At 72.1% G+C, this 23,976-nt stretch carries 20 protein-coding genes; 4 read left to right on the top strand and 16 right to left on the bottom strand.

The window, feature by feature from the left end; genetic code table 11:
* Nucleotides 1–456 precede the first annotated feature (456 nt).
* Nucleotides 457–1,479: a LacI family DNA-binding transcriptional regulator gene (locus tag CHC11_RS38815; RefSeq protein WP_089316900.1), complete on the top strand. Its 1,023-nt coding sequence runs from the start codon at nt 457–459 to the stop codon at nt 1,477–1,479.
* Nucleotides 1,480–1,534: 55 nt separating this feature from the next.
* Nucleotides 1,535–2,761 (top strand): cytochrome P450, encoded by a 1,227-nt coding sequence (locus tag CHC11_RS38810; RefSeq protein WP_089316899.1) that lies wholly within the window; start codon nt 1,535–1,537, stop codon nt 2,759–2,761.
* Here the strand turns inward: CHC11_RS38810 and lysX are convergent.
* The 12 genes from lysX to CHC11_RS38750 form a co-directional block, all read right to left on the bottom strand.
* Nucleotides 2,748–4,202 carry a bifunctional lysylphosphatidylglycerol synthetase/lysine--tRNA ligase LysX gene (gene lysX / locus CHC11_RS38805; protein ID WP_245920291.1) on the bottom strand — a complete coding sequence of 485 codons (1,455 nt, stop codon included), beginning with the start codon at nt 4,200–4,202 and terminating at the stop codon, nt 2,748–2,750. The two genes, CHC11_RS38810 and lysX, sit on opposite strands and share 14 nt — an antisense overlap.
* A gap of 98 nt (nt 4,203–4,300) precedes the next feature.
* Entirely contained in the window at nt 4,301–5,083 is a 783-nt protein-coding gene (locus CHC11_RS38800; protein WP_089316897.1) for a type III pantothenate kinase, read from the bottom strand.
* A gap of 14 nt (nt 5,084–5,097) precedes the next feature.
* Nucleotides 5,098–5,955, bottom strand: coding sequence for a carboxylating nicotinate-nucleotide diphosphorylase (gene nadC, locus CHC11_RS38795; protein ID WP_089316896.1), 858 nt, complete (start codon nt 5,953–5,955; stop codon nt 5,098–5,100).
* Complete coding sequence (locus tag CHC11_RS38790; protein WP_245920288.1) at nt 5,952–7,586, bottom strand: L-aspartate oxidase; 1,635 nt, start codon at nt 7,584–7,586, stop codon at nt 5,952–5,954. The genes nadC and CHC11_RS38790 overlap by 4 nt, the downstream gene beginning before the upstream one ends.
* A 90-nt stretch (nt 7,587–7,676) precedes the next feature.
* Nucleotides 7,677–8,093 (bottom strand): aspartate 1-decarboxylase, encoded by a 417-nt coding sequence (gene panD, locus CHC11_RS38785; protein ID WP_089316894.1) that lies wholly within the window; start codon nt 8,091–8,093, stop codon nt 7,677–7,679.
* Complete coding sequence (gene panC, locus CHC11_RS38780; protein ID WP_089316893.1) at nt 8,093–8,953, bottom strand: pantoate--beta-alanine ligase; 861 nt, start codon at nt 8,951–8,953, stop codon at nt 8,093–8,095. The genes panD and panC overlap by 1 nt, the downstream gene beginning before the upstream one ends.
* A 157-nt stretch (nt 8,954–9,110) precedes the next feature.
* Complete coding sequence (locus CHC11_RS38775) at nt 9,111–9,995, bottom strand: Rossmann-like and DUF2520 domain-containing protein (protein ID WP_089316892.1); 885 nt, start codon at nt 9,993–9,995, stop codon at nt 9,111–9,113.
* A 248-nt stretch (nt 9,996–10,243) separates the two neighbouring features.
* Nucleotides 10,244–12,739 (bottom strand): ABC transporter permease, encoded by a 2,496-nt coding sequence (locus tag CHC11_RS38770; RefSeq protein WP_089316891.1) that lies wholly within the window; start codon nt 12,737–12,739, stop codon nt 10,244–10,246.
* Nucleotides 12,739–13,512: an ABC transporter ATP-binding protein gene (locus CHC11_RS38765; RefSeq protein WP_245920287.1), complete on the bottom strand. Its 774-nt coding sequence runs from the start codon at nt 13,510–13,512 to the stop codon at nt 12,739–12,741. The genes CHC11_RS38770 and CHC11_RS38765 overlap by 1 nt, the downstream gene beginning before the upstream one ends.
* Before the next feature lie 252 nt (nt 13,513–13,764).
* Nucleotides 13,765–14,121 carry a chaplin family protein gene (locus tag CHC11_RS38760; RefSeq protein WP_089316890.1) on the bottom strand — a complete coding sequence of 119 codons (357 nt, stop codon included), beginning with the start codon at nt 14,119–14,121 and terminating at the stop codon, nt 13,765–13,767.
* A gap of 160 nt (nt 14,122–14,281) precedes the next feature.
* The gene (locus tag CHC11_RS38755; RefSeq protein WP_089316889.1) at nt 14,282–14,971 is read right to left on the bottom strand and encodes a response regulator transcription factor; all 690 of its coding nucleotides are present in this window, start codon (nt 14,969–14,971) and stop codon (nt 14,282–14,284) included.
* 76 nt (nt 14,972–15,047) lie between these two features.
* Nucleotides 15,048–16,217 carry a sensor histidine kinase gene (locus CHC11_RS38750; protein WP_089316888.1) on the bottom strand — a complete coding sequence of 390 codons (1,170 nt, stop codon included), beginning with the start codon at nt 16,215–16,217 and terminating at the stop codon, nt 15,048–15,050.
* Between the two features lie 112 nt (nt 16,218–16,329).
* On the opposite strand from CHC11_RS38750, the gene CHC11_RS38745 reads away from it, so the two are divergent.
* Nucleotides 16,330–17,361 (top strand): SAM-dependent methyltransferase, encoded by a 1,032-nt coding sequence (locus tag CHC11_RS38745; RefSeq protein WP_342750036.1) that lies wholly within the window; start codon nt 16,330–16,332, stop codon nt 17,359–17,361.
* Between the two features lie 223 nt (nt 17,362–17,584).
* On the opposite strand, the gene CHC11_RS38740 is transcribed toward CHC11_RS38745, so the two are convergent.
* Entirely contained in the window at nt 17,585–18,190 is a 606-nt protein-coding gene (locus CHC11_RS38740; RefSeq protein WP_089316886.1) for a TetR/AcrR family transcriptional regulator, read from the bottom strand.
* Between the two features lie 249 nt (nt 18,191–18,439).
* Between CHC11_RS38740 and CHC11_RS43140 the strand changes: the two genes are divergently transcribed.
* Entirely contained in the window at nt 18,440–20,011 is a 1,572-nt protein-coding gene (locus tag CHC11_RS43140; protein WP_245920286.1) for a GMC oxidoreductase, read from the top strand.
* A gap of 356 nt (nt 20,012–20,367) precedes the next feature.
* Here the strand turns inward: CHC11_RS43140 and CHC11_RS38730 are convergent, their stop codons facing one another.
* The 3 genes from CHC11_RS38730 to CHC11_RS43130 all read right to left on the bottom strand — a co-directional run bounded on the left by CHC11_RS38730 (nt 20,368) and on the right by CHC11_RS43130 (nt 23,765).
* A complete protein-coding gene (locus CHC11_RS38730) occupies nt 20,368–21,576 on the bottom strand; it encodes a cytochrome P450 (protein ID WP_089316885.1) in 1,209 nt (402 codons plus the stop codon).
* Between the two features lie 285 nt (nt 21,577–21,861).
* A complete protein-coding gene (locus CHC11_RS38725) occupies nt 21,862–23,007 on the bottom strand; it encodes a PH domain-containing protein (RefSeq protein WP_245920290.1) in 1,146 nt (381 codons plus the stop codon).
* A 377-nt stretch (nt 23,008–23,384) separates the two neighbouring features.
* Complete coding sequence (locus tag CHC11_RS43130) at nt 23,385–23,765, bottom strand: PH domain-containing protein (RefSeq protein ID WP_245920285.1); 381 nt, start codon at nt 23,763–23,765, stop codon at nt 23,385–23,387.
* Between the last annotated feature and the right edge of the window lie 211 nt (nt 23,766–23,976).

The following is a 23,976-nucleotide window of genomic DNA, read 5'->3' as shown; positions in this document are numbered from 1 at the left end:
GGATGCAGCCGTCCGCTGCACAGGCACGGGTTGGGCCTCGATCTGTACGCGCGTTGGGTTGCCGGGTCCGGACCTTTCCGGACTTAGATCATCGGATTCCTTTTCTGTCTCGCGCGCTTGGCCGGAGGTGGCCGCATGGCCGATTGCGGGGGTGTACGGGGGAACTCCGGGTGACGATTCACTCGTTGGCCTGCCGAGGGAGACGGGATGTGATCGCCAGCCATCCGCCCGCCCCCTTCTCGCCGAACCACCGGTTCTCCGCGGTGAACGAAGATCGTGAATCGTTTCAAGCTACGCTTCGGCTCGGAACGCTAGGCGGCCGGATCCGGCCCGTCAAGCGCCGGTCAAGAGCGCTGCGTGCCCGTTCGCTCACCATGTGTGACCGTGCATTCGGTGCCCCGCCATGCCAAACTCCACTACCTGGGAAAACGCCCATGGAGCGGGACGAGGAGCGAGTTGCCACAGACCAGTATTCGTGAGGTCGCGAGGCGTGCTGGAGTCTCAGTTGGGACCGTTTCGAATGTCCTAAACCGGCCAGACCTCGTGGCCGAAGCTACCCGTGACCGCGTCCGCGCGGCGATCGAGGAGCTCGGATTCGTCCGCAACGAGTCCGCGCGCCGGCTCCGCACGGGCCCCGAACGGACCGCGGGCGAGTTCGGCGACCAGCCGCGCCGGGCGTTCGGCGTCCTCGTCGAGGACCTCGCCAACCCGTACGCGACCGATGTCGCGCGGGGCGCGGAGGCCGCGCTCAACGCGGCGGGCCACGACGCCCTCTGGCTGTCCAGCGACCACTCCCCCGACAAGGAGATCCGCCTGCTGGAACTGCTCGCCGACCAGCGGGCCGCCGGGGTCCTGGTCATCCCGGTCGGGATCGGCCCCCGCGACATCTCCCGGCTGCGCGCCGCGGGCATGAGCGTGGTGCTGATCGACCGGGACGCCTCCGACGTGTGCTCCGCCCGGGTCGACCATGTGGCGGGCGGCGAGGCCGCCGCCGCGTACCTGCTCGGCATCGGACGGGACCGCATCGCGTTCGTGACCGGGACCCCCGAGCCGCAGCCGTGCGTGGAACGCCGCGACGGGGCCGCCCGCACGATCGTCGAGGCGGGCCTCGGCAAGCCGCCGGTCCTGGTCAAGGAGGCCCTGAGCCCCACGGAGGGGCAGGCCGCGGCGCACCAGCTCATGGCCATGTCGCCGGTGCCCGACGGCGTGTTCTGCGCCAACGACCTGCTCGCGATCGGCCTGGTCAACGAGCTGATCCGGCTCGGCGTCCGCGTCCCCGAGGACGTCGCCGTGATCGGCTACGACGACATCGAGCTCGCGGCGAGCGCCGCCGTACCGCTCACCACCGTCCGGCAGCCGCGCCGCGAGCTCGGCTGGGAGGCCGCCGAACTGGCGATGGCCGAGATCGGCGAAGGCAAGTCCCACCAGCACCGCCAGGTCGTCCAGCGGCCCGACCTGGTGATACGGGAAAGCGCCTAGCCCCCGCGGACGGCGCTGTTGACATCTCGTCTCAGGTTCGGGTCCGCTTGGAGGCATGGAGGACAGGACGGGCCAGACGGTACGGGCCGGTGCGACGGCGGTGCTCGGCTTCGACCCGGGCGACCCGGCGTTCCGCGCCGACCCCTACGCCCATTACCGGACGCTCGGAGCCGGCGGGCGGAGCCTGCACCGGACGGACGTCGGCCTGCGCGTCACCGCGTCCTACGAGCTGTGCGAGCGGGTGCTGCGCGACCCCCGGTTCGGGCACCGCCCCTCGGGCGGCGGCGTGTGGCGCGAGGTGCGGGCGCGGCACCGGTCGTTCCTGACCATGGACCCGCCCGACCACACGCGGCTGCGCCGGCTCGTCAGCAAGGCGTTCACGCCCCGCCTCGTGGAGCGGCTGCGGCCCCGGGTCGAGGAGCTCGTCGACGCGCTGCTGGAGCCCGTCTCCGGCGAGGTCGACCTGATGGCGACGCTGGCCTACCCGCTGCCCGTCATCCTGATCAGCGAGATGCTCGGCGTTCCCGCCGAGGACCGCGACCTGTTCAAGGGCTGGTCGGACAGTCTCGCGCGCGGCCTGGACCCCGACTTCCTGCTGCCGGAGGCCGAGATCGCCCAGCGGGACGCGGCGCGCGAGGAGTTCGCGGAGTACTTCCGGGTGCTGGCCGCCAAGCGCCGGGCCGAGCCGCGCGACGACCTGCTGAGCGCCCTCGTGGGCGTCTCCGACGGCGGAGACGTCCTGTCGGAGGAGGAACTGCTGGCGACGTGCATCCTGCTGCTCGTCGCGGGCCATGAGACGACCGTGAACCTCATCGGGAACGGCGCGCTGGCACTGCTCCGCGATCCCGCGCAGTTGCGGCTCTTCCGGGAGCGGCAGGGGAACGTCCAGGCGGCGGTGGAGGAGCTGCTGCGCTTCGACCCGCCGGTGCAGCTGACCCTGCGGTCGGCGTTGGAGGACGTCGACCTGGACGGCACGCTCATCGAGCGCGGGAAGCTCGTCCTCCTGCTGACCGGCGCCGCCAACCGCGACCCGGCGGTCTTCGACGAGCCCGACCGGCTGGACCTGCTCCGCTACGCCGAGGGACGCGACACGCCGAGGCACCTGTCGTTCGGGCACGGCGTCCACTTCTGCCTCGGCGCGCCGCTGGCCCGGCTGGAGGGCCGCGTCGCGCTCGGCAGGCTGTTCGAGCGCGACGTGGCCCTCGCCGCAGACGACCTCGTCTACCGCGACAACCTCGTGCTGCGCGGGCTGCGCGGGCTTCCGGTCGTCATTCGGGCTTGACCAGCGGGAACAGGATCGTGTCGCGGATCCCCTTGCCGGTGAACGCCATGATCATTCGGTCGATGCCGGCGCCCATCCCGCCCGTGGGGGGCATCGCGTACTCCAGGGCGCGCAGGAAGTCCTCGTCCAGCTGCATGGCCTCGGGGTCGCCGCCCGCGGCGAGCAGCGACTGCTCGGTGAGGCGGCGGCGCTGCTCGATCGGGTCGACCAGCTCGGAGTAGGCGGTGCCGAGCTCCGTGCCGAACCCGATGAGGTCCCACTTCTCGGTGAGCAGCGGCTCCTCGCGGTGCTGGCGGGTCAGCGGGGACGTCTCGACCGGGTAGTCCATGACGAACGTGGGCTGGACGAGGGTGTGCTCGACCAGCTCCTCGAAGAGCTCCTGGACGAGCTTGCCCTGCCCCCACCCGGGGTCCCACGAGATGTCGCGGGCGTCCGCGAGCTTGCGCACGGACTCGATCGGCGTGTGCGGCGTGATCTTCTCGCCGAGCGCCTCCGACACCGCCCCGTACAGGGTGATCCGCGGCCATTCCGGGAGGCCGAGGTCGATCTCGACGCCGTCGTGGACGACCACGGTGGTGTCGAGGGCCGCGACGACCGCCTTCTGGTACATCCGCTGGGTCAGGTCGGCCATGTCGTTGTAGTCGAGGTAGGTCCCGTAGGCCTCGATCATCGTGAACTCGGGGTTGTGCGTGGAGTCCGCGCCCTCGTTGCGGAAGTTGCGGTTGATCTCGAAAACCTTCTCGATGCCGCCGACGACGAGCCGCTTGAGGTACAGCTCGATCGCGATGCGCAGGTAGAGGTCCATGTCGTAGGCGTTGATGTGCGTCCGGAACGGGCGCGCCGCGGCCCCGCCGTGGATCGGCTGGAGCATGGGCGTCTCGACCTCGAGGTAGCCCTCCTCGTGCCAGAAGTCGCGGACCGCGCGGACGGTCGCGCTGCGCAGCCGCGCCATCCGCCGCGCCTCGTCGTTGACGATCAGGTCGACGTAGCGCTGCCGGACCCGCGCCTCCGGATCGGTCAGGCCGGCGTGCTTCTCCGGCAGCGGCCGCAGGCACTTGGACGTGATCGCGAACCGGTCCGCCATGATCGACAGTTCGCCGCGGCGGGAGGTGATGATCTCGCCCTCGACGCCGACATGGTCGCCGAGGTCGACCTCGCGCTTCCAGAAGTCGAGCTGCTCCTGCCCGACCTTGGCCAGCGACAGCATGATCTGGATGTCGCCGTCGGCGTCCCGTATGGTGGCGAAGCACAGCTTCCCGGTGTTGCGGATCAGCATGACGCGACCGGTGACGCCGGCTTTCTCGCCCGTCTCGGTGCCCGGCTCCAGGCCGGTGTGTTTCGCGCGGATCCCGGCGGTCGTCGCCGTACGCGGGAAGGTCACCGGGTAGGGGTCGATCCCGCTCTCGCGGAGCCGGTCGAGCTTCTCCCGGCGCACGCGCATCTGCTCGGGGAGCTCGTCGAAGGTCTCGTCACTCACATCGCAAGGCTATCCAGCCCGTCCGGTGCGGGGCGAACCACTTCGGCGCGATCACCGGCCCGTCACGGCGTGTTGCGCTCGTAGATGAGGCGGAGGCCGATGAGGGTGAGCCACGGCTCGAACTCGTCGATGCTGCGGGACTCCTCCAGGACGAGCGGGGCGAGGCCGCCGGTGGCGATGACCGTGACCTCCCCCGGGTCCTCGGCGAGCTCCTCCGACATGCGCTCGACGATGCCGTCCACCTGGCCGGCGAAGCCGAAGATGATCCCGGACTGCAGCGCCTCGACCGTGTTCTTGGCGATCACGTTGCGCGGCCGGACCAGCTCGATCTTGTGGAGCTGCGCGCCGCGGGAGGACAGCGCGTCGATCGAGATCTCGATGCCGGGGGCGATCGCGCCGCCCACGTACTCGCCCTTGGCGGAGACCGCGTCGAAGGTGGTGGCGGTGCCGAAGTCGACCACGATCGCGGGTCCGCCGTGGGTGTGGACGGCGGCGAGCGCGTTCACGATGCGGTCGGCGCCGACCTCCTTCGGGTTGTCCATCCGGACGGGGACGCCGGTCTTGACGCCCGGCTCCACGATCACCGCGGTCACGTCGCCGTAGTAGCGGCGGCACATCTCCCGCATCTCGTGCAGGACGGAGGGGACCGTGGAGCACAGCGCGATGCCGCTGATGTCGGTCTCGGCCAGCAGCGGGCTCTGCTGGACGAGTCCCTGCAGGACCACCGCGATCTCGTCGGCGGTGCGCCGCGGGTCGGTGTTGATCCTCCAGTGCTCGATCACCTCGTCGCCCTCGAAGAGACCGAGAACGGTCTGGGTGTTACCGACGTCGATGGTCAGCAGCATCAGGTCCCCGCTGTTCAGGTGAAGTCAAGGCCGATGTCGAACACGTGCGCCGAGTGCGTCAGCGCGCCGACCGCAAGGTAGTCCACCCCGGTCACGGCGACGTCTCGGGCCCGCTCCAGGGTAAGGCCACCGCTGGCCTCGAGCTCCGCCCGTCCTGCCACCAGCCGGACCGCCTCGGTCATCTCGGCGTCGGTCATGTTGTCGAGCAGGATGCTCGTGGCTCCCACCGTCAGGGCCTCCTCGACCTGCGCGAGGGTGTCGCACTCCACCTGGACGTGCAGGGACGGGTACACGGCGCGGATCGCCTCGTACGCCTTGGTGACCCCGCCGGCCGCCGCTATGTGGTTGTCCTTGATGAGCGCGGCGTCGTGCAGGCCCATCCGGTGGTTGACGCCGCCTCCGCAGTGCACGGCGTACTTCTGCAAGGCCCGCAGGCCGGGGAGGGTCTTGCGGGTGTCGCGGACCTTCGCCTTGGTGCCCTCCATGGCGTCCATCCACCGGCGGGTCGCGGTCGCGATTCCGGACAGGTGCGTGAGGAGGTTCAGTGCCGTCCTCTCCGCCCTGAGGATCGCCCTGGTGGAGCCGCCGACCGCGATGAGGACCTGCCCCGGCGCGACCCGGTCGCCGTCCTCGACCTTCGCCTCGTAGGCGACGTCCAGCAGCTCGAAGACGGCGCACGCCACCGCGACGCCCGCGACGACGCCCTCCTCGCGCGCCTTCAACACCCCGCTCGCGGTGTCCTGCGGCGCGAAGATCGGGGTGCTGGTGACGTCGACCTCGCCGTCCTCGGCCAGCGCCGTCCGGACGAGGTTTTCCACAGCCTGTGGATCCAGCCCGGCGGCTGTCAGCCTCTGCGAGAGTTCCGGTGTCATGAGCGCTTCCCTTCCAGAGATTCGTAGGTGGTCGTCAGGACGTTCCCCGCCAGGCGGGTGACGAGGTGGCCGCGCCACGTCCCGTCCGCGCGCTCGGGGTAGTCCTCCCGCCAGTGGCTCCCGCGCGTCTCCTCCCGCCGCCGCGCCGCCGCCACGATCGCGGACGCGACGGTGTACAGGTTGGTGACCTCCCATGCCTCCACCCCGGGCTCCACGCTCCCGCGCCCGAGTCCCTCCAGTTCCCGCGCCGCGGCCTCCAGCCCCCCGGCCTGCCGCAACACCCCCACATAGGAGGTCATGATCCGCTGAACCTCCCCCCGCAGTCCCGGCTCCAGCAACCCGCCCTGTTCGGGTCCGGGTGGGGCGGCGGTGTTCGCCAGGGGGGCGGGGAGCTCCTCGGAAAGGGCTGCGGCGATTCTGGCGGCGAAGACCAGGCCTTCCAGGAGGGAGTTGGAGGCGAGGCGGTTCGCGCCGTGGACGCCTGTGCAGGCGACCTCGCCGCAGGCGTAGAGGCCGGGGACGGACGTGCGGCCGTACAGGTCCGTGCGGACGCCTCCGCTGGCGTAGTGCGCGGCGGGCACGACCGGGATCGGCTCGGTCACCGGGTCGATGCCGTGGTGGCGGCATGCGGCCAGGATGGTCGGGAACCGGGTCTCCCAGGTCGCCGCGCCCAGGTGGCGGCCGTCGAGCAGCATGTGGGACGCGCCCGTCTCGCGCATCCGGTTCATGATCCCCTTGGCGACGACGTCGCGGGGGGCCAGCTCGGCGAGTTCGTGGCGTCCGGTCATGAAGCGCACGCCGGCGTGGTCGATCAGGTGCGCGCCCTCGCCGCGGACGGCCTCGGAGATCAGCGGCTGCTGCCCCGTCGCGCCCTCGCCGAGCCACAGCACGGTCGGGTGGAACTGGACGAACTCCAGGTCGGTGACCTCGGCCCCGGCGCGCAGCGCGAGCGCGACGCCGTCGCCCGTGGAGACCTCGGGGTTGGTCGTGGCGGAGAACACCTGGCCGAGCCCGCCGGTGGCGAGCACGACGGCGCGGGCGCGGACCGCGCCGACGCCGCCCGGCTGCCCCTCGCCCATGACGTGCAGGGTGACGCCCGCGGCGCGTCCCGCGGCGTCCTTCAGCAGGTCGAGGACCAGCGCGTGCTCGATCACCTCGACGCCCGAGTCCTTGAGCTCGGCGAGGAGGGCACGACTGATCTCGGCGCCGGTGGCGTCCCCGCCCGCGTGCGCGATGCGGCGCCGGTGGTGGCCGCCCTCGCGGGTGAGGGCGATGTCGCCGCCGCCGGAGCGGTCGAAGGCTGTGCCGAGGTCGATCAGGCCCCGGACGGCGTCCGGTCCCTCGGTGACGAGCGCGCGGACGGCGTCCTCGTCGCAGATGCCGACGCCCGCGGTGAGGGTGTCGGCCAGGTGCTCCTCGGGCGTGTCGTCGGGCGCGAGCGCGGCGGCGATGCCGCCCTGCGCCCACCGGGTCGACCCGGCGTCCAGGAGGGCCTTGGTGACGAGCAGCACCCGGCCGTGGGGCCGGCAGCGCAGCGCGGCGACCAGGCCGGCGATGCCGGACCCGATGACGACGATGTCGGCGTCGCTGGTCCAGCCGGGCGCGGGGGCGTGCAGAACGGAAGGGATCACGAGCCCTCCTCCGGGGTCGGTTCTCGTCATTATGACCCTAACCCCGGACCGCCTGGATACCCGCCCCCCGGCCGACCGGCCCCGAGGAGGTCAGTTGCGGATCAGGTCGCCCCGGGTGGTGCTGGTGCCGGGCACGGGCTCGGCGGGGTCGGAGCCCAGCGAAATGATCTTGTTGGAGCGGTCGACGTGCACGACGGCGGGGACGAACTCGCGGGCCTCGGCGTCGGTCATCTGCGCGTAGCTGATGATGATGACCAGGTCGCCGGGCTGCACGAGCCGGGCCGCCGCGCCGTTGATCCCGATGACGCCGGAGCCGCGCTCGCCGGCGATCAGGTAGGTCTCCAGGCGGGCGCCGTTGTCGATGTCCACGATCGAGACCTGCTCGCCGGGCAGCAGGTCGGCGGCGTCCATCAGGTCCTGGTCGATGGTCAGCGAGCCGACGTAGTGCAGGTCCGCCTGGGTCACCGTGGCGCGGTGGATCTTCGACTTGAACATCGTCCGGAACATCAGTGCTCCTTGCCGAGCTGGAGGGGAACGTTGTCGATGAGGTGGGTGGCGCCGACGCGGCCCGCGACGGCGAGGACGGCCCGGCCGGCGTGCGGTCCGGTGATCTCGTCGAAGGTCGCCGGGTCGACGAGGACCAGGTAGTCCAGGACGAGGGGCGGGTCGGCGGCTTCGGCGTCGGAGAGGACGGTGCGCGCGGCCGCCAGCACGGCGTCCGGGCCGGAGGCGGAGGCGTCGGCTCCGGCCCGCAGGGCGCGCGACAGGGCGAGCGCGGTCAGGCGCTCGGGCCCGGACAGGTAGCGGTTGCGGCTCGACAGCGCCAGCCCGTCCGGCTCGCGGACGGTCGGCGCCCCGACCACCTCCACGGGGACGTTCAGGTCGGCGACCATCCGCCGGATCATCGCGAGCTGCTGCGCGTCCTTCTCCCCGAAGACCGCCACATCGGGGCGGACGAGGTTGAGCAGCTTCAGCACGACGGTGAGCATCCCGTCGAAGTGGCCGGGTCGCGCGGCCCCCTCGACGACCTCGCCCATGGGCCCCGACCTGACCGTGACCTGCGGCTCGTCCGGGTACATGACCTCGCGCGCCGGCGCGAACACGAAGTCCACGCCCTCGGAGGCGCAGGCTTCCAGGTCGGCGGCGAACGTGCGGGGGTAGCGGTCGAAGTCCTCGCCCGGCCCGAACTGGAGCGGGTTGACGAAGACGCTGACCGCGACCGCGTCCGCGTTGCGGCGGGCCTGTCGCATCAGTGACAGGTGGCCCTCGTGCAGGGCGCCCATGGTCGGGACGAGCGCCAGCGTGCCCCCGGCCTTCGACCGGGCCTGCGCCAGTTCCTCGCGCGTGCGCGCGACGATCGGTGTCACGACGCGTCCGTCCCCTCACGCGACGGCGGGCGCCGGCCGGGGCCGTGCTCGCCGGAAACGCCAGTAGCCAATGCCGTTCCCTTCCTGTTCGATCGGCCGGTGCTGTCGGTCGGGGCTGTCGGTCGGCAGTGTCGGTCGAGGCTTTAGGTCGGGGCTGTCAGTCGGCCAGCGCTTCGAGGAGCCGTTCGGCGTCCTCGGCTTTGAGCAGTCCGGCGCCGAGCGCGCGGTCGGCGGTGAGGCGGGCCAGCGCGATGTAGGCGCGGCGGCTCTCCGCCGACACCTTGCCCAGCTCCGCGAGGTGGCCGGCCACCGTTCCGGCGTCCCCGCGCGCGACGGGCCCGGTGAGCCCGTCGATGCCGAGCCGCAGCCCGTTGTCGAGGGCGGCGCCGAGGAGCGGGCCGAGCATCCGGCCGGGTTCGGCCACGCCCGCGGCGCGCAGCAGGTCCATGGCCTCCACGACCAGGGTGACCAGGTGGTTCGCGCCTCCGGCGAGCGCCGCGTGGTAGAGCGGGCGCGCCTCCTCGGTGATCCATACGGGCTCGCCGCCCATCTCCAGGACGAGGGCCTCGGCGACCGGGCGCAGCGGCTCGGGCGAGGTGACGCCGAACGAGATGCCGGTGAGCCGGTTCACGTCGTCCGGGCGTCCGGTGAAGGTCATCACGGGGTGCAGGGCCAGCGGCAGCGCGCCCGCGCGGGTGAGCGGGTCCAGGACGGCGGTGCCGAAGCGGCCGCTGGTGTGCAGGACGAGCTTGCCGGTGACCGGGACGCCCGCGGAGACGAGCCCGGTGGCGAGCTCGGGCAGCTCGTCGTCCGGGACGGTCAGCAGCACCAGGTCGGCGGCGGCCACCACCTCCTGCGGGGCGGCCACGCCGGCCCCGGGGAGGCGTTCCTCGACGCGCGCCCGCGACCGCTCCGACACGGCGGTGGCGGCGACGACCCGGTGGCCCGCGCGCGACAGCGCGGCGCCGAGCGCCGTACCGACGCGGCCGGCGCCGACGACGCCGACCGCGAGCCGCGCGGGCCGGTCCTCCGGGTTCTCCATCTCGTTCTTACGGGGGGTATGGGGGGTCGCCCCCCCACTGGAGCCCATCTCGTTCTTACGGGGGGTGTGGGGGGTCGCCCCCCCACCGTAGCCCGGCCCGTTTCCGGGCGTGCCGGAAGGGGGCGTGACCTGTGGGTCCATCGGTTTCGTTCCAGTCCTCAGGTAGGTACCGGACGTGCGCGCACCAGCGTACCCGCGGGACCCCGCCGCGCGGTCCGGTGGGTGACGATCGTCACCCCGCCCCCCATTCAGTCATGCGCGAGGGACTCCACGATGGACGTCCTCGCGGCGCGCCGCGCGGGCAGCACGGCGGCGGCCATCCCGGCCGCGCCCGCGAGGACCACGAACCCGATGACCTGCAGGTAGGGCAGCGAGAAGATCGAGTCGCTCGCCATCGCGTTCGTCGCGGCCCAGCCGAAGCCCACCCCGAGCACGACCCCGGTGGCCGCGCCTATGACGGCCATGACCAGCGCTTCCACCGACAGCATCCGGCGCAGCTGGCGCTTGGTGAGGCCGAGGGCGCGCAGCAGCGCGGACTCGCGGGTGCGCTCCACGACCGACAGGGTCAGCGTGTTGGCGATGCCGAACAGCGCGATGACGATCGCCAGCCCGAGCAGCCCGCCGAAGATCATCAGAACCATGTCGATGGCCTTGGTCAGCGTCTCCTCGAACTCGGCGGACGAGGCGACCTTCGCGGCCGGGTAGGGGCGCGCGGCGTCGTCGACGGCCCGGCGTGCCTGGGAGGCGGGGACGCCGTCGCGGGTCTTGACGTAGATCCCCGCCGGGTCCAGGACACCGAAGTACCGGGTGAAGTCCGGCTCCGGGACGATGATCCCGTCGAGGCCCGCGCCCACCGCGTAGACGGCGGTGATCTTCACCGGGACGGCGCCGTTCGCCGTCCGGACCCGCAGGGTGTCCCCGAGGGCCCGGCCCGACGACTGGGCCGTCTCCTCGTCCACCATCGCGGTGCCCGGCTTCAGTGCGGCGTCCAGCGACCCGCGCCTGACCTCCGGCTTGAGGATCTTTCCGAGCGCCGAGGTGGTGATCGTCGAGATGTCGGCGTCGTCGCCGCCGACCCGGGTCTCCCTGCGCCGGGTCTCGACCACGACGGCGACCTCGGGCCGGGTGCGCAGCGTCTCGGTGAGCGCGTGCGGGAGGGTCCCGTCGAAGCTCTGCGGCCGGATCTGGAACTGGACGGGGAACTGCTCCTCCAGCTGGTGCGCGGCCGTCGCCTTGCCGCTCGCCGCGACCACCGCGAACAGGCTCATCAGCCCGACGCCGACGGTCAGCGCGATCGTCGTGGTCGCGGTGCGGCGGGGCGCGCGCTGCGCGTTCGCCACGGCCAGCCGCCCCGGGACGCCGCCGAGCCGTGCCGGGAGCGCGCCCGCGACCCGTCCGAGCGGACGGACGAGCGCCGGCATCGCCGCGATCACGCCGAGGAAGAACACGCCGCCTGCGAACGCGACCGCGTACATCGCGGCCTCGCCCTTCTCCATGCCGAGCGAGCCGAGACCGCCGATGGCCAGGCCCGCGGCGCCCAGCAGGACGGCGAGGACGGTGCGCACCAGGCCGAGCCTGAACCGTCCGGTGCCCGGCTCCAGGTCGGCGCGCAGCGCGGCGACCGGCGAGACCCGGGTGGCCGCGCGGGCGGGCAGCAGCGCGGACAGGACCGTCACCATGATGCCGACCGCCAGGCCGGCCACGACCGTCCGCACCGCCAGGGACGGCCCGGCGACGGCCACGCGCTCGTTCAGCCTGCTGACCACGACCAGCGCGCCCTCGCCGAGGCCGACCCCGGCGACGAGGCCGAGCAGGGAGCCGACCAGGCCGACGACGGCGGACTCCACCACCACGCCTCCGAACACCTGCCGGCGCGTCGCGCCGACGCAGCGCAGCAGCGCCATCTCCCGCATCCGCTGAGCGATCAGGATCGAGAACGTGTTGTAGATGACCAGGGCGGACACCAGCAGGGCGACCAGCCCGAAGATCAGCAGACCGGTCCGAATGATCTTGGTGTCGGCACCCGCCGCCCTGGCCAGCCGCGCGCCGAGCTCCTCGCCCGTGTACACGCGGTAGGCGCCGCGCGCGGCGGCCTTGACCGCGTCCCCGGAGCCGCCCGCTATGTCGAGCTCGCGGTAGGTCTTCTCGCCGGTCATCCGCATCGCGGTCGCCGGGTCGAAGCCCACGGCGCCCCGGAAGCTCGCCTCCTGGTCGATGCCGAAGTCGACCAGTCCGACGACCGTGAACCGGTGCGGCCGGCTCCCGTGGTCGAGGACCGTCACCGCGTTCCCGACGGAGTAGCCCTCCCGCTCGGCGAGCTGCGTGTCGAGGACGGTCTCCCCCGCGCCCGACGGGGGACGGCCCTTGTCGACGTCGTAGCGCAGCAGGCGTCCGGACGGCACGGACATCCCGACCGTCGGGAAGTCACCGACCGCCTTGCCGTCCTTGCCCACCAGGGCGGCGTCACCCTTCACGGCGCCCTGGACGTCCGTGACGCCGGGGAGCGCCTTGACCCTGCTGAGCAGTGCCGGGGGGACGCCCTTGCCGGAGTCGTCGCTCTTGGGCAGCACCGCGTAGTCGACCTTGTCGGCCGACTTGGCGAACGTCCTGGAGACGCCCTTGTCCAGCGTGTCCGTCAGGACGAACGTCCCCGAGATGAACCCGACGCCGAGGGTGATGGCCACCGCCGTGAGCAGCAGCCGCAGCTTGTGGGCGCGCAGGCCCGCGAGAGTCGTCCGCAGCATCACGCCCCCAGGCCCTTCAACCGGTCCAGGACGGCGTCCGGGGTCGGCTGGAAGATCTCCGACACGATCTCCCCGTCCCGCAGGAACACCACCCGGTCGGCGTACGAGGCGGCCACCGGGTCGTGGGTGACCATCACGATCGTCTGCCCCATCTCGCGGACCGAGGAGCGCAGGAACCCCAGGACCTCGGCGCCCGCGCGGGAGTCGAGGTTGCCGGTCGGCTCGTCCGCGAAGATCACCTCGGGCCGGGCGACGATCGCGCGGGCGCACGCCACCCGCTGCTGCTGGCCGCCCGACAGCTCGCTCGGCCGGTGCCCGAGCCGGTCCCGCAGGCCCAGGGTGTCGACGACCCGCGCGAACCAGGCCCGATCGGGCCTGCGCCCGGCCAGCTCCATGGGCAGCAGGACGTTCTGCTCGGCGGTGAGCGTCGGCAGCAGGTTGAACGCCTGGAACACGAACCCGACGCGGTCGCGGCGCAGCATCGTCAACTGCCGGTCGCCCATCCCGGTGATCTCGGCGTCGCCGAGGACGATCCGCCCGCCGGTGACGGTGTCGAGCCCGGCCAGGCAGTGCATCAGCGTCGACTTCCCCGATCCGGACGGCCCCATGATCGCGGTGAACGCGCCCCTGGCGAACCCGACGTCGACCCCGCGGAGCGCGTGGACGGCCGCGTCACCGGACCCGTACACCTTGGACACGCCCTCGGCGGTGACGGCCGGCGGTGCCCCGGCGGCGGGGGATCCCCCGGGCGGCTCGGCGAACGTGCTGGTCACGGTGACTCCTTCGGGTCGTGGATGGACGCGCTCCACGCTAGGAATCCGCGCCGTCCCTGCCATCGACCCGGCGGCCACGCTCCGCCTCACTCTCTCGGCTATCCGGCCAGCCCGCGTACGACCTGAGTCGTAGACGGCCGTCCCCCCACCCGCCGCCCCCGCCCGGTCGGGGCGCGGGCACGCGAAGGCGCCGGAGACAGCGTCGGTCTCCGGCGCCTCGGCGGACGGGCCGCAGACCCGTCCGGTGCCGTGTCAGTGCCCGTAGTTGACGGACGAGCCGCCCTTGCAGTGGGCGCTCGCACCGCCGAGGACGGCGATGGCGTTGCCGCAGACGTCCACGGGGACCGAGATCGGCGCGATCACCTGGGTCCCGTTCAGGATCCCGAAGTTGTCGCTGGTCTTGTTGTGGCTGAACCAGTTCTCGTCGTGGCCCTTGCCATGGTGACCCTTGCCGTGGTGGTCCTTGTCATGGTGGCCCTTGCCGTGGTGGCCCTTGCCGTGGTCGTCCCACCCGCCACCGTAGGTAGCGGCGTATGCGGGCGCCACTGCGAGGGCGGAGCCGGCCATGGCGAAGCCGAGGATGCCGGTGGCGGCGAGCTTCTTGATCACGAGAGTCCTCCCGTACGTGGGCTTAGCAGTGCCCGAGGTGACATTGCCGACGTCGCCCGCTAAGACGGCGTCGCGTACGGTAGCTACCCGGTCACTTCAAGGAAGGTCGAACGGGCGTCCCAGGATGGCGCCAAATGATGATCACGGAAGGCTCAAGGCGTTACGCGGATGGGCCGGTTTGACCGCTTTTCACCAGACCCGTCTCGTAGGCGAACACGACCGCCTGCACCCGGTCGCGCAGGCCGAGTTTCATCAGGATCCGCCCCATGTGGGTCTTCACCGTGGCCTCCGAGACGTAGAGCCGTCCGGCGATCTCCGCGTTCGACATTCCGCGCGCGACGAGCAGCAGCACCTCGTTCTCCCGGTCGGTCAGGCTCTCCAGCGCCCCCACCGCCTTCTCCTCGGCGTCCGGCAGATGCACCGCGAACCGGTCCAGCAGCCGCCTGGTCGTGCTCGGCGCCACCACCGCGTCCCCCGAGTGCACCGCCTTGATCGCCTCGATGAGCTGCGCCGGCCCCGCGTCCTTCAGCATGAACCCGCCCGCGCCCGCTCTGATCGCGGCGAACGCGTACTCGTCCAGGTCGAACGTGGTCAGGATGACGACCTTCGGCCCGGACCGCGCCACCACCTGCCGCGTCGCCTCGATCCCGTCCATCCGCGGCATCCGGACGTCCATCAGCACCACGTCCGCCCGCGTGTTCCGCAGAAGCTCCAGCGCCTGCAGCCCGTCCCCGGCCTCGCCGGCGACCTCGATGTCGGGCTGCGCGTCCAGCACCATCCTGAACCCGGCCCGCACCAGCTCCTGATCGTCCACGAGCACCACCCGGATGGGCGCCGCCACGTCCGTCATGCCACCTCCCAGTCCGCGGCTCCCCGCACGTCCGGCGACGGGCGCCGCACGCCCTGATCCCGCCCGCCGCGACCGGTCACGCGGCGACCTCCTCGCGAACCGGGAGGATCGCGGCCACCTCGAAACCGCCGCCGGTGCGCGGGCCGACGGCGACCGTGCCGCCGTACACGGCGACGCGTTCGCGCATCCCCGCCAGCCCGTGGCCGCGGCCGTCGTCGAGCGCGGCCGCACCGCGGCCGTCGTCGACCACCCGGATCTCCAGCGCGTCGCCGGAGTAGCACATCCGTACCGACACGCTCACCCGCGGGCCACCATGCTTGAGCGCGTTGGTCAGCGCCTCCTGGATGATGCGGTAGACCGTGAGCTGGCGCCCCTCCGACATGGCCGCGGGGGTCCCGTCCACCTCGAACTCCACCGCCAGCCCGGCCGCGCGGACCTGTTCGACCAGCTCGTCCAGTTGCGCCACCCCCGGCTGCGGCGCGTACTCGCCGGCGTCGTCGTTCTCGCGCAGCACGCCGAGGAGCCGCCGCATCTCCGCCAGCGCCAGCCGCCCCGTCGAGGAGATCGTGTCGAGCGCCTGCCGGGCCCGTCCCACGTCGGTGTCGATGGCGTAGGACGCGCCGTCCGCCTGCACGATGATCACGCTGACGTTGTGGGCCACCACGTCGTGCAGCTCGCGGGCGATGCGGGCGCGCTCGGCCGCCATCGCCACCTTGACCTCGTTGTCGCGCTCGCGCTCCAGCCGCTCGGCCCGCTCCTCCACCGAACGCAGGTAAGCCCGGCGCGTGCGCATGTGCAGTCCGAGGACGTACACGCCCGCCACCAGCACCGTCATCATCACGAACGAGAACTTCCGGTCGTCGGCGCCGGTCGGGTAGCGGTAGGTCACCATGACCGAGCCCACCTCGCCGATCAGCGCCGCCGCGAGCCCCCAGCGGAACGCGCACCCGGCCGTGACCGTGTAGAGCCCCATCAGGACCGCCACGTTCGCCGGCACCGGGATCTGCCCCATGACGCACTGGACGAAGGAGACCAGCGCGACGACGGCGAAGACCGTCCGGGGGAACGTCCGGCGCAGCACCAGCGGTCCGGTCAGCGCGACGGTCAGCAGCACGTAGGGCCCGGCGCCGATCCCGCTCGGCCCCACCAGCAGCGACGGCACCGAGAAGAACAGGACCGGCAGCGCGAAGAAGGCGTCGACGAGCGGCTTCTTGCCCCGCAGCCACTCCCATGCGCTCGCCACCATGCTCGACAGCGTACGTACCAGCAGGTCACTCCGGGATCAGCCGAAGGTCGGACCCCTCGTCCGCCGCAGGGATGGCCCGTCCGGACCCGCCACTCACGGTAACGTCGCTCTCGTGGAGTCGCTGGTTTCCGGATGGCTGACGTGGCGCACCGCCATGGAGCGGGCCCTTTACGGGGAGGACGGCTTCTACCGGCGCGAACGCCCCGCCGAGCACTTCCGCACCTCGGTGCACGCCTCGCCGCGGTTCGCCGCCGCCATCGGCCGCCTGCTGGTCGAGGTCGACGCCCTGCTCGGCCACCCCGACCGGCTGGACGTGGTCGACATCGGCGCCGGATCCGGCCGCCTGCTGGGCAACATCCTGGCCCGCGTGCCGCCCGACCTGGACGCCCGGCTCGTCCCGACGGCGGTGGAACTCGCGCCGCGTCCCGCCGACGTCCCGTCCCGGATCGTCTGGCGCCCCGACCTGCCCGGCCGCATCACCGGCCTCGCCGTCGCGAACGAGTGGCTCGACAACGTGCCGCTGGACGTGGTGGAACGCACACCCGAGGGCATCCGGACCGTGCTGGTCGACCCGTTCAGCGGCACCGAGCGACCGGGGCCGCCGCCGTCCGACGAAGACCGCGGCTGGCTGGAGGAGTGGTGGCCGCTGGCCGAACCGGGCGACCGCGCCGAGATCGGGCATCCGCGCTGCGCCGCGTGGGCCTCCGTGATCGGCCGCCTGTCCGCCGGCCTCGCGCTCGCCGTCGACTACTCGCACTCCCGCGAGTCGCGCCCCGTCTACGGGTCGCTGACCGGCTACCGCGACGGCGCGACCGTCCCCGCCGTCCCGGACGGATCATGCGACGTCACCGCCCATGTCGCGCTCGACGCCTGCCTGGTCGCCGGACGTCGCGCCGGCGCGACGTCCAGCCTCCTGACGACCCAGCGCGAGGCCCTGCGCGCCCTGGGCCTCTCGGGAACCCGCCCACCTCTCGACCTGGCCCACCAAGACCCCCGCGCCTACGTAGCCGCCCTCTGCCACGCAGGCGAGGACGCCGAACTGACCGACCCCGCCGGCCTGGGCGGCTTCGGCTGGCTCACCCAAACCACCAACATCCCCATCCCCGCCCTCCTGCAAGACCACCGGAACCTGAACCTTCACTAGCTCTCCGCCAGCGGCGTTGGCGGAGAGAGCAGAGAAGACGCACCAGGACCAACGGCTACGGCGGCAGCCCGCCCGGCGCCTCGGCGCCCCAAGGCGGAGCAGAAAAGGCAGGCCGGGAACCGCGCGCCCCGCGCTCACTCCCCACACCAACCAACGCCCCACGCAAACGCAGGACCGGCCGAGCGCCGCATCTCGGCCCCCGATGGCCCGGACCGGCCCGCCTTCAGCGCGCGGGCGGCAGGCCGAGAGCGGGCGCGACCACATGGTCGACGTAGCCGCGCAGGAAGTCGAGGTCGATGGTGTCGCCGAGGTGCACCTCGCTCGCCAGCGTCCCTATCAGCATGTACTTGACGTAAGGAAGGGCCGGGCAGTCGGCGGCGACCTCACCGCGGCCGACGGCCCGCGCCAGGATGGCGTCCAGTGCGGCGAGGCCGGGTTCGACGAGGGCCTGGCGGACGGCCTCCATCAGGCGGGCGTCGCGGTGGATCGCATGGGCCACCGCCCGGTTCATCTCGCGGTCCATCGCGGTCATGAGGTGGTACTGGGCGATGTACGCCTTCAGGTCGTCGCGCAGGTTCCCGGCGTCGATGCCGTCGACGTCCAGCGGGCCGAGCGAGCGCACCGCCGCGATGACCAGCTCGGGCTTGCCGCCCCACTGCCGGTAGATGGTGGCCTTGCTCATCCGCGCCTGGGCGGCGACCGACTCCACGCTGAGGGCTTCGTACCCGACCTCGCGCAACCGGTCGAGCACGAGCGCGAACAGTCCGGCCGCACGGTCGGGCGAGATACGGCTGCGCCGCTTCACCTCGCGGTTGGCATCCGAGCTCACGTTCTCTCCGGCGAATCACTCAGTTCCGTTAGTAACCACGGCGCGCCCCCGCTCCTACCATGGGCACACCGTTAAGAGAACGGTGGCGTTTCGCTAAGGCGGCGCCGCACGTTTCCCAGCAGCCGGCCCACGGCGACGATGCCGCCCGCCGACGCGGTCCCCCTTCCCCGGCCGACGAAGGAGCGTACGCCACGGGAGGCCGGCCGCCCCCCGCCCTTCGCTCGACCGAACGGAGTGATCATGCCCGAGATGAGCCGTCGTGCCCTGCTGGCGGGCGCCGCCGCCACCGCCGGACTCGCCGCCGCCGGAGCGCCCTCGGCCCGGGCCACCGTATCTCGCCGCGCGCCGGTGACGCGCGAGGAGCACCGCGCCGTCATCATCGGCTCCGGCTTCGGCGGCGGCGTGGCGGCCCTCCGGTTTGCGCAGGCGGGCGTGGAGTGCCTGGTGCTGGAGCGCGGCGTCTGGTGGCCCACCGGCCCGAACGCCGAGACGTTCCCGCACGCCACGTCACCGGACAAGCGGATGTTCTGGCTCGGATCGACCCCGACCATCTTCGGGATCCCGGCGGACCCGTTCCCGCACTACACCGGGCTGCTGGAGCAGGTGCCCGGCAACGGGATGGACATGATCGTGGCCGCCGGCGTCGGCGGCGGGTCGCTGGTCTACCAGGGCATGACCCTCCAGCCCGCGGAGAACGTCTTCAACGCCACCCTGCCCGAGCAGCTCGACTACGCCCGGATGGACCGGATCCACTACCGCCGCGTCGCGCGGATGCTGCGGATCGAGACCGCACCGGACGAGCTGATCGGCAGCAGGACCTACAACCCCTCTCGCATCTTCGCCCGCCACGTCGAACGCGCCGGCTACAAGGCGTCGAAGATCCCGATGCCGATCGACTGGACGTTCGCGCTGCGCGAGCTGAAGGGCGAGATGAAGCCGTCCTACACCAACGGCGACTGCTCCCTGGGGGTGAACAACGGCGGCAAGCACTCGGTGGACGTCACCTACATCGCCGCCGCCCAGGCCACCGGGCGCGTGACCGTCGCGACGCAGCACAACGTCACCGACGTCGCGCTGGCGAGGGACGGCCGCTGGCAGGTCCGCGTCGACCGGATCGCCACCGACGGGACCGTCCTGGAGAAGAAGATCATCACCGCCGGGGCGCTCGTCATGGCGGCCGGGACCGCCGGCACCACCCGGCTCCTCATGCGCGCCTCGGCGAAGGGCCAGATCCCCGACATGCCCGACGGCCTCGGCACCGGCTGGGGCTCCAACGGCGACCGCATCTACATCTGGACCGATTTCGAGGACGACTTCGGCGCTCCCCAGGGCGGCCCGGTCGTCTACGGCAGCCTCGAATGGCAGGACCCCGAGACGGCGAACACGGTGATCCAGGCGTCCCTCCCGCCCCTCCCCGACATCCGGTCCACCATGATCGTCGGATACGGGGTGAGCAAGGGGCGCGGCCGGTTCGCCTATGACTCCGCCAAGGACGACGCCGTGCTGCAGTGGCCGAAGGGCGCCGACGACACGCTCTACAAGCGGATCAACGAGCGCGTCACCAGGATCACCGGCCCGGGGTCGGTGCTCACGGACACGACCGGCGCCTACCCCTCCACCTGGCATCCGCTCGGCGGCGCCTCCATGGGCACCGTGTGCGACCTCGCCGGCCGGGTCAGGGGCCATCGCGGCCTCTACGTGCTCGACGGCGCCCTGCTGCCCGGCACCGCCGCCGCCTGCAACCCCTCGATGACGATCGCCGCGGTCGCGGAGCGGGCGACCGACGATCTGATCGCCAAGGACGTGGGCACGGTGTTCTGACGCGCCCCGGCCGCGAGTCGACGAGCATCACGCTCCCGGCACGTGCGCTTCGTCGCGCGGGCATTCACAGGTTCTGCGTTCAGAGGTTCTGCGTTCAGAGGTTCTTGTAGACGCGGCCGTCCTTCATGACACGCACGTGCTGGGCGACGGTGGTGTCCTCGGACGGGTCTCCGGGGACGGCGATGATCTCGGCGAGGCAGCCCTCCCCAGCCGGCGGCCGACGCGTTCTTCGACCGGTCGAAGGTCACCCGGTAGATCCCGCGAACGGGGTGGTGGCCCTGCTCGTAGTCGCCCGCCGATGTGGGGGGCCGGCCGTATGCGCGGCATCGCTGTCCACCCACGCCGACGGGGGCCGGTCAGCGCTCTACCTGGAGGGCGGTTAGGCCGCGTAGGACGTAGCCGGGCTTCCACTCTGGTTCGGCGGTGAGGTGAAGGGCGGGGGCTGCGCGCAGGAGCGCGCCGAACGACTCGGTGAGCTCGATGCGGGCCAGGGGCGCGCCCAGGCAGTAGTGGATGCCGAGGCCGAAGGTGATGTGGGGGTTCGGGTCGCGGCCCAGATCGAGCCGGTTCGGATCGGCGAACACCTCCGGGTCACGGTTGGCGGACGCGAACTGGAGGGCGACCTCGGCGCCACGGGGAATGTCGACCCCGGCGACCCTGACGTCCTCCAGCACCCAGCGTTCGAACATGGGCGCCGGGGTGTCGTAGCGCAGCAGCTCTTCGACCGCGGTGTGCACGAGCGACGGGTCGGAGCGGAGACGTTCCAGCTGGCCGGGGTTGCGGAACAGCGTCCACCAGCCGTTGCCCGTCGCGTTCACCGTGGCCTCGTGGCCCGCGTTGAGGAGCAGGACGCAGGTGCCGATCAGCTCGTCCTCGGTGAGCCGGTCGCCCTCGTCCACGACATGGGCCAGCGCGGTGATGAGGTCGTCACCCGGCTCGGCCCGCCGGGCGCGGGCCAGATCCCGCAGGTAGTCGGAGAACTCCACGGCCGCGCGGACGGCGGTCCGCTGGACGTCCTCGGGCGGGTTCAGCTCGTACATGCCGCAGATGTCGGCCGACCAGGGGCGCAGGAGGCGCCGGTCCTCGACGGGGACGCCCAGCATCTCGGCGATCACGTTCACCGGCAGCGGCTCGGCGATCTCGGCGAGCAGGTCGCCGCCGCCCCTGTCCGCGAGCCCCGACGCGAGCTCTTCGGCGAGGCGCCGGATCATCGGACGCAGGCCCTCCACCATGCGCGCCGTGAACGCCTTGGAAACGAGACGCCGCAACCGCGTGTGGGTGGGCGGTTCCACGTCGAGCATTCCGGCGCGGATCAGGCCCCAGAAGGGTCTGAGGAAGTCGGGCTCCGGCTCCTGCCCGAACTCCTCGTGGCTCGCGAGGTGGAGGTAGGACCGCCCGAGGCGCCGGTCGCGCAGCAGCGCGTCGACGTCCCCGTACCGGCTGATCACCCACTGGCCGGTGGGCTCGTGGAAGAACACCGGTCGCTCGGCGCGGAGCCGCTCGAACACCGGATACGGGTCCGCCACGAATGCGGTGGACCAGGGATCGTAGGCCAGGTCGCTCATGTCCCGACGATATGTGCCCTTTGCGGTTATTTGGAGTGGGGTCGAGGGGGCGACGGGCCCCTTGGCGTCGCCGTGAGCCTTGGCGATGCGCTCCTGTCCAGCAGGTCCCCGCCGAGTGACCGTTCGCGGCCCCGGCTGCGGGACGATGCGGGCGTCTTCTTCCACGTGACCACGCTCCCTCCTCGGCGGGTCGGCCCGCCCTCCCCCCTCGGGCGGGCCGACGTGTTCCATCGTCGGGGGACGCCGAGGGGCGCGGAAGTAGAACGCGATTCTGTGGATAACTCGTCAGCGGGCCCAGTGGGTGGGGTCGCCGCCACCGGCGCGGCGGGCGGCGAGGGCCCGGCGCGCTGTGGACTCGACGATCGCTCGGGCCTCGCCCAGCTCGCGGTCCGCCGCGGCCACCTGGACCGGCCCGGGAGGCGCGTCCACGTGCACGGTGGCCAGGCCCAGCAGGCGCTGGAAGGGGTTCACGGTCAGCCTGACGCTCTGCGCGCGCGCGTGGGCGATCACGTCCGTGCGGCGGCAGGGCCATCCGTGCCGGGCCACGAAGACCACGTCGTCGGTGCCGGCGCCTTCCGCGTGCTCTATCGACACGGTCTTGGAGGACGCGGGGACCAGGGCGACGGCGTCCACCTGCGTCCCCGGGAAGACCTGCGAGACGAGGTGCATGGCGACGTGGCGGGGCGCGACGGGGAGCAGGGTCGACGAGAGCGCTTGGCGCTCGCCCGCATATCCGGCCACGGTGACGTCGACGCGGGCCCAGCCCAGACTGCGCCAGATCAACGGTTCGACGATGCTGACGGCCTGGACGCGGCCCGGCGGCAGCGTCTGCATCCGGGTCTCCAGCAGGCCGTAGCGCAGGCGGATCCCGTCCGGTGACATCGCGACCGTGAAATTGGCGTACATGACCAGCGGCGCGATCACGGCTCGGATGAGGCCGAGCAGGACCGGGATCGTGACGGCCAGGATGCCGCCCTCGGCGTACATCACGAGAAAGATGAGGGACGCGAGGAAGAGCAGCACCGTCCCCAGGACGGGCAGCCGCACGACGAGCGACCCGAGCAGGGAGCCGAGGGGGACGCGCCACAGGTGCCGTTCGGGCGCTTCCGGGGTCTGGCCCGGGAGCCCAGCGGCGCGCGCGAGGAGTTCGGCGCGCAACTGCTGCGCCGACTGCCGTCCCAGGTAGCGGAGGGCGATCTCGCTCTGCTCGCCCCCTGCCAACTCCACCCGTACTTCAGAAAGCGCGAACACCCGCGTCACCAGGGGACGCACGACGTCTATCGCCTGGATACGCGAAAGCGGGATGCGGCGCGCGTTCTTACGCAGGATGCCGGTCTCGACGACGAGGTCGTCGTTGTCGACACGGAAACGCAGTGCGAGCCAGGCCCACAGGCCGGTCCCTACTGCGACCAGTCCCATGGGGATGGTCACGAGGATGAACCGCAGGATTACTTCAGGCGTGAGCGCCAAGGTGATGCCGCTGTCCGTCTGCGTCAGCAGCAGTGGGAAGCCGAGTAGGACGAAGTAGATGATGAGGAAGACGAACGCGCGCAGTGGGGCCGTCGCCCAGTGAAGCCTGTGCGTGCCCTCCGAAAATCGGATCGGCGGACGTTGCGGCTGCGGCGGTCCATACGCATACGGCGGACGGGGCGGGCCATACCCGGGACGGGGCGGATACGACGGTCCCGCAGGGCGACCGTAAGGGCCCGGCTGCCCAAGCGGTCCGGGTGGTCCGGGTGGTCCGGACGGCCCGGGTGGCCCCGGCGGGCCTGGGCGTCCAGGCGGGCCATACGGGCCGTAAGGGCCGCTCATAGGCCCATGCCCCGTTCTTCGCCCTTCTGCGCGAGACGGTCGCGCAGAAGCGCGGCCTCCGCAGTCGGCAGTCCCGGAATCGTCGCGTCCGTCGCCGCGGCGGCGGTGTGCATCCGGACGGTGGCGACACCCATCCACCGCTCCAGAAGCCCCGCAGTGACGTCCACGAACTGCATCCGCCCGTACGGAACCACGATGAGCCGCCGGACGAGGACGCCATGGGTCACGATGAGGTCGTCGCCACGCTCGACATACCCGTAGGCCCTGCGGTCCAGTTGCGCGACCACCCAGGTGAGGACGACCCCCAGCACTACGGCGGCGACCCAAAGGGAGGCCGCGACCACGGTGCCGTTCCTCCAGACGATGAAAGCGCCCACACCACCCACGGGAAGCGCCCACAGGACTGCGGTGAGAAGCCTGTGCCAGGCGTGGCGTTGGGAAATGGGCGACCAGTGGAGGCCGGCCCCAGGCGCGAAGGCCTGATCCGCCTGGTAGACGGGCGGTCCCTGGCGCGGCGGGTAGGGTGCCCCTACCTGTCCCTGACCAGGAGGCTGACCGCCGTGGCCCGGACCGGACGGCGCGGGCGGA

It is taken from the genome of Actinomadura mexicana, from assembly GCF_900188105.1.
Taxonomy (GTDB): domain Bacteria; phylum Actinomycetota; class Actinomycetes; order Streptosporangiales; family Streptosporangiaceae; genus Spirillospora; species Spirillospora mexicana.
This window is presented reverse-complemented; position numbering and strand designations above follow the sequence as displayed.

What these genes read in the sequence shown, in the direction of transcription:
- CHC11_RS38810 (WP_089316899.1), top strand. Translation starts at nt 1,535, where the DNA reads ATGGAGGACAGGACGGGCCAGACGGTACGGGCCGGTGCGACGGCGGTG.
- lysX (WP_245920291.1), bottom strand. Translation starts at nt 4,202, where the DNA reads ATGCGCGTGCGCCGGGAGAAGCTCGACCGGCTCCGCGAGAGCGGGATC.
- CHC11_RS38800 (WP_089316897.1), bottom strand. Translation starts at nt 5,083, where the DNA reads ATGCTGCTGACCATCGACGTCGGTAACACCCAGACCGTTCTCGGTCTC.
- nadC (WP_089316896.1), bottom strand. Translation starts at nt 5,955, where the DNA reads ATGACACCGGAACTCTCGCAGAGGCTGACAGCCGCCGGGCTGGATCCA.
- panD (WP_089316894.1), bottom strand. Translation starts at nt 8,093, where the DNA reads ATGTTCCGGACGATGTTCAAGTCGAAGATCCACCGCGCCACGGTGACC.
- CHC11_RS38775 (WP_089316892.1), bottom strand. Translation starts at nt 9,995, where the DNA reads ATGGAGAACCCGGAGGACCGGCCCGCGCGGCTCGCGGTCGGCGTCGTC.
- CHC11_RS38770 (WP_089316891.1), bottom strand. Translation starts at nt 12,739, where the DNA reads ATGCTGCGGACGACTCTCGCGGGCCTGCGCGCCCACAAGCTGCGGCTG.
- CHC11_RS38755 (WP_089316889.1), bottom strand. Translation starts at nt 14,971, where the DNA reads ATGACGGACGTGGCGGCGCCCATCCGGGTGGTGCTCGTGGACGATCAG.
- CHC11_RS38750 (WP_089316888.1), bottom strand. Translation starts at nt 16,217, where the DNA reads ATGGTGGCGAGCGCATGGGAGTGGCTGCGGGGCAAGAAGCCGCTCGTC.
- CHC11_RS43140 (WP_245920286.1), top strand. Translation starts at nt 18,440, where the DNA reads ATGAGCCGTCGTGCCCTGCTGGCGGGCGCCGCCGCCACCGCCGGACTC.
- CHC11_RS38730 (WP_089316885.1), bottom strand. Translation starts at nt 21,576, where the DNA reads ATGAGCGACCTGGCCTACGATCCCTGGTCCACCGCATTCGTGGCGGAC.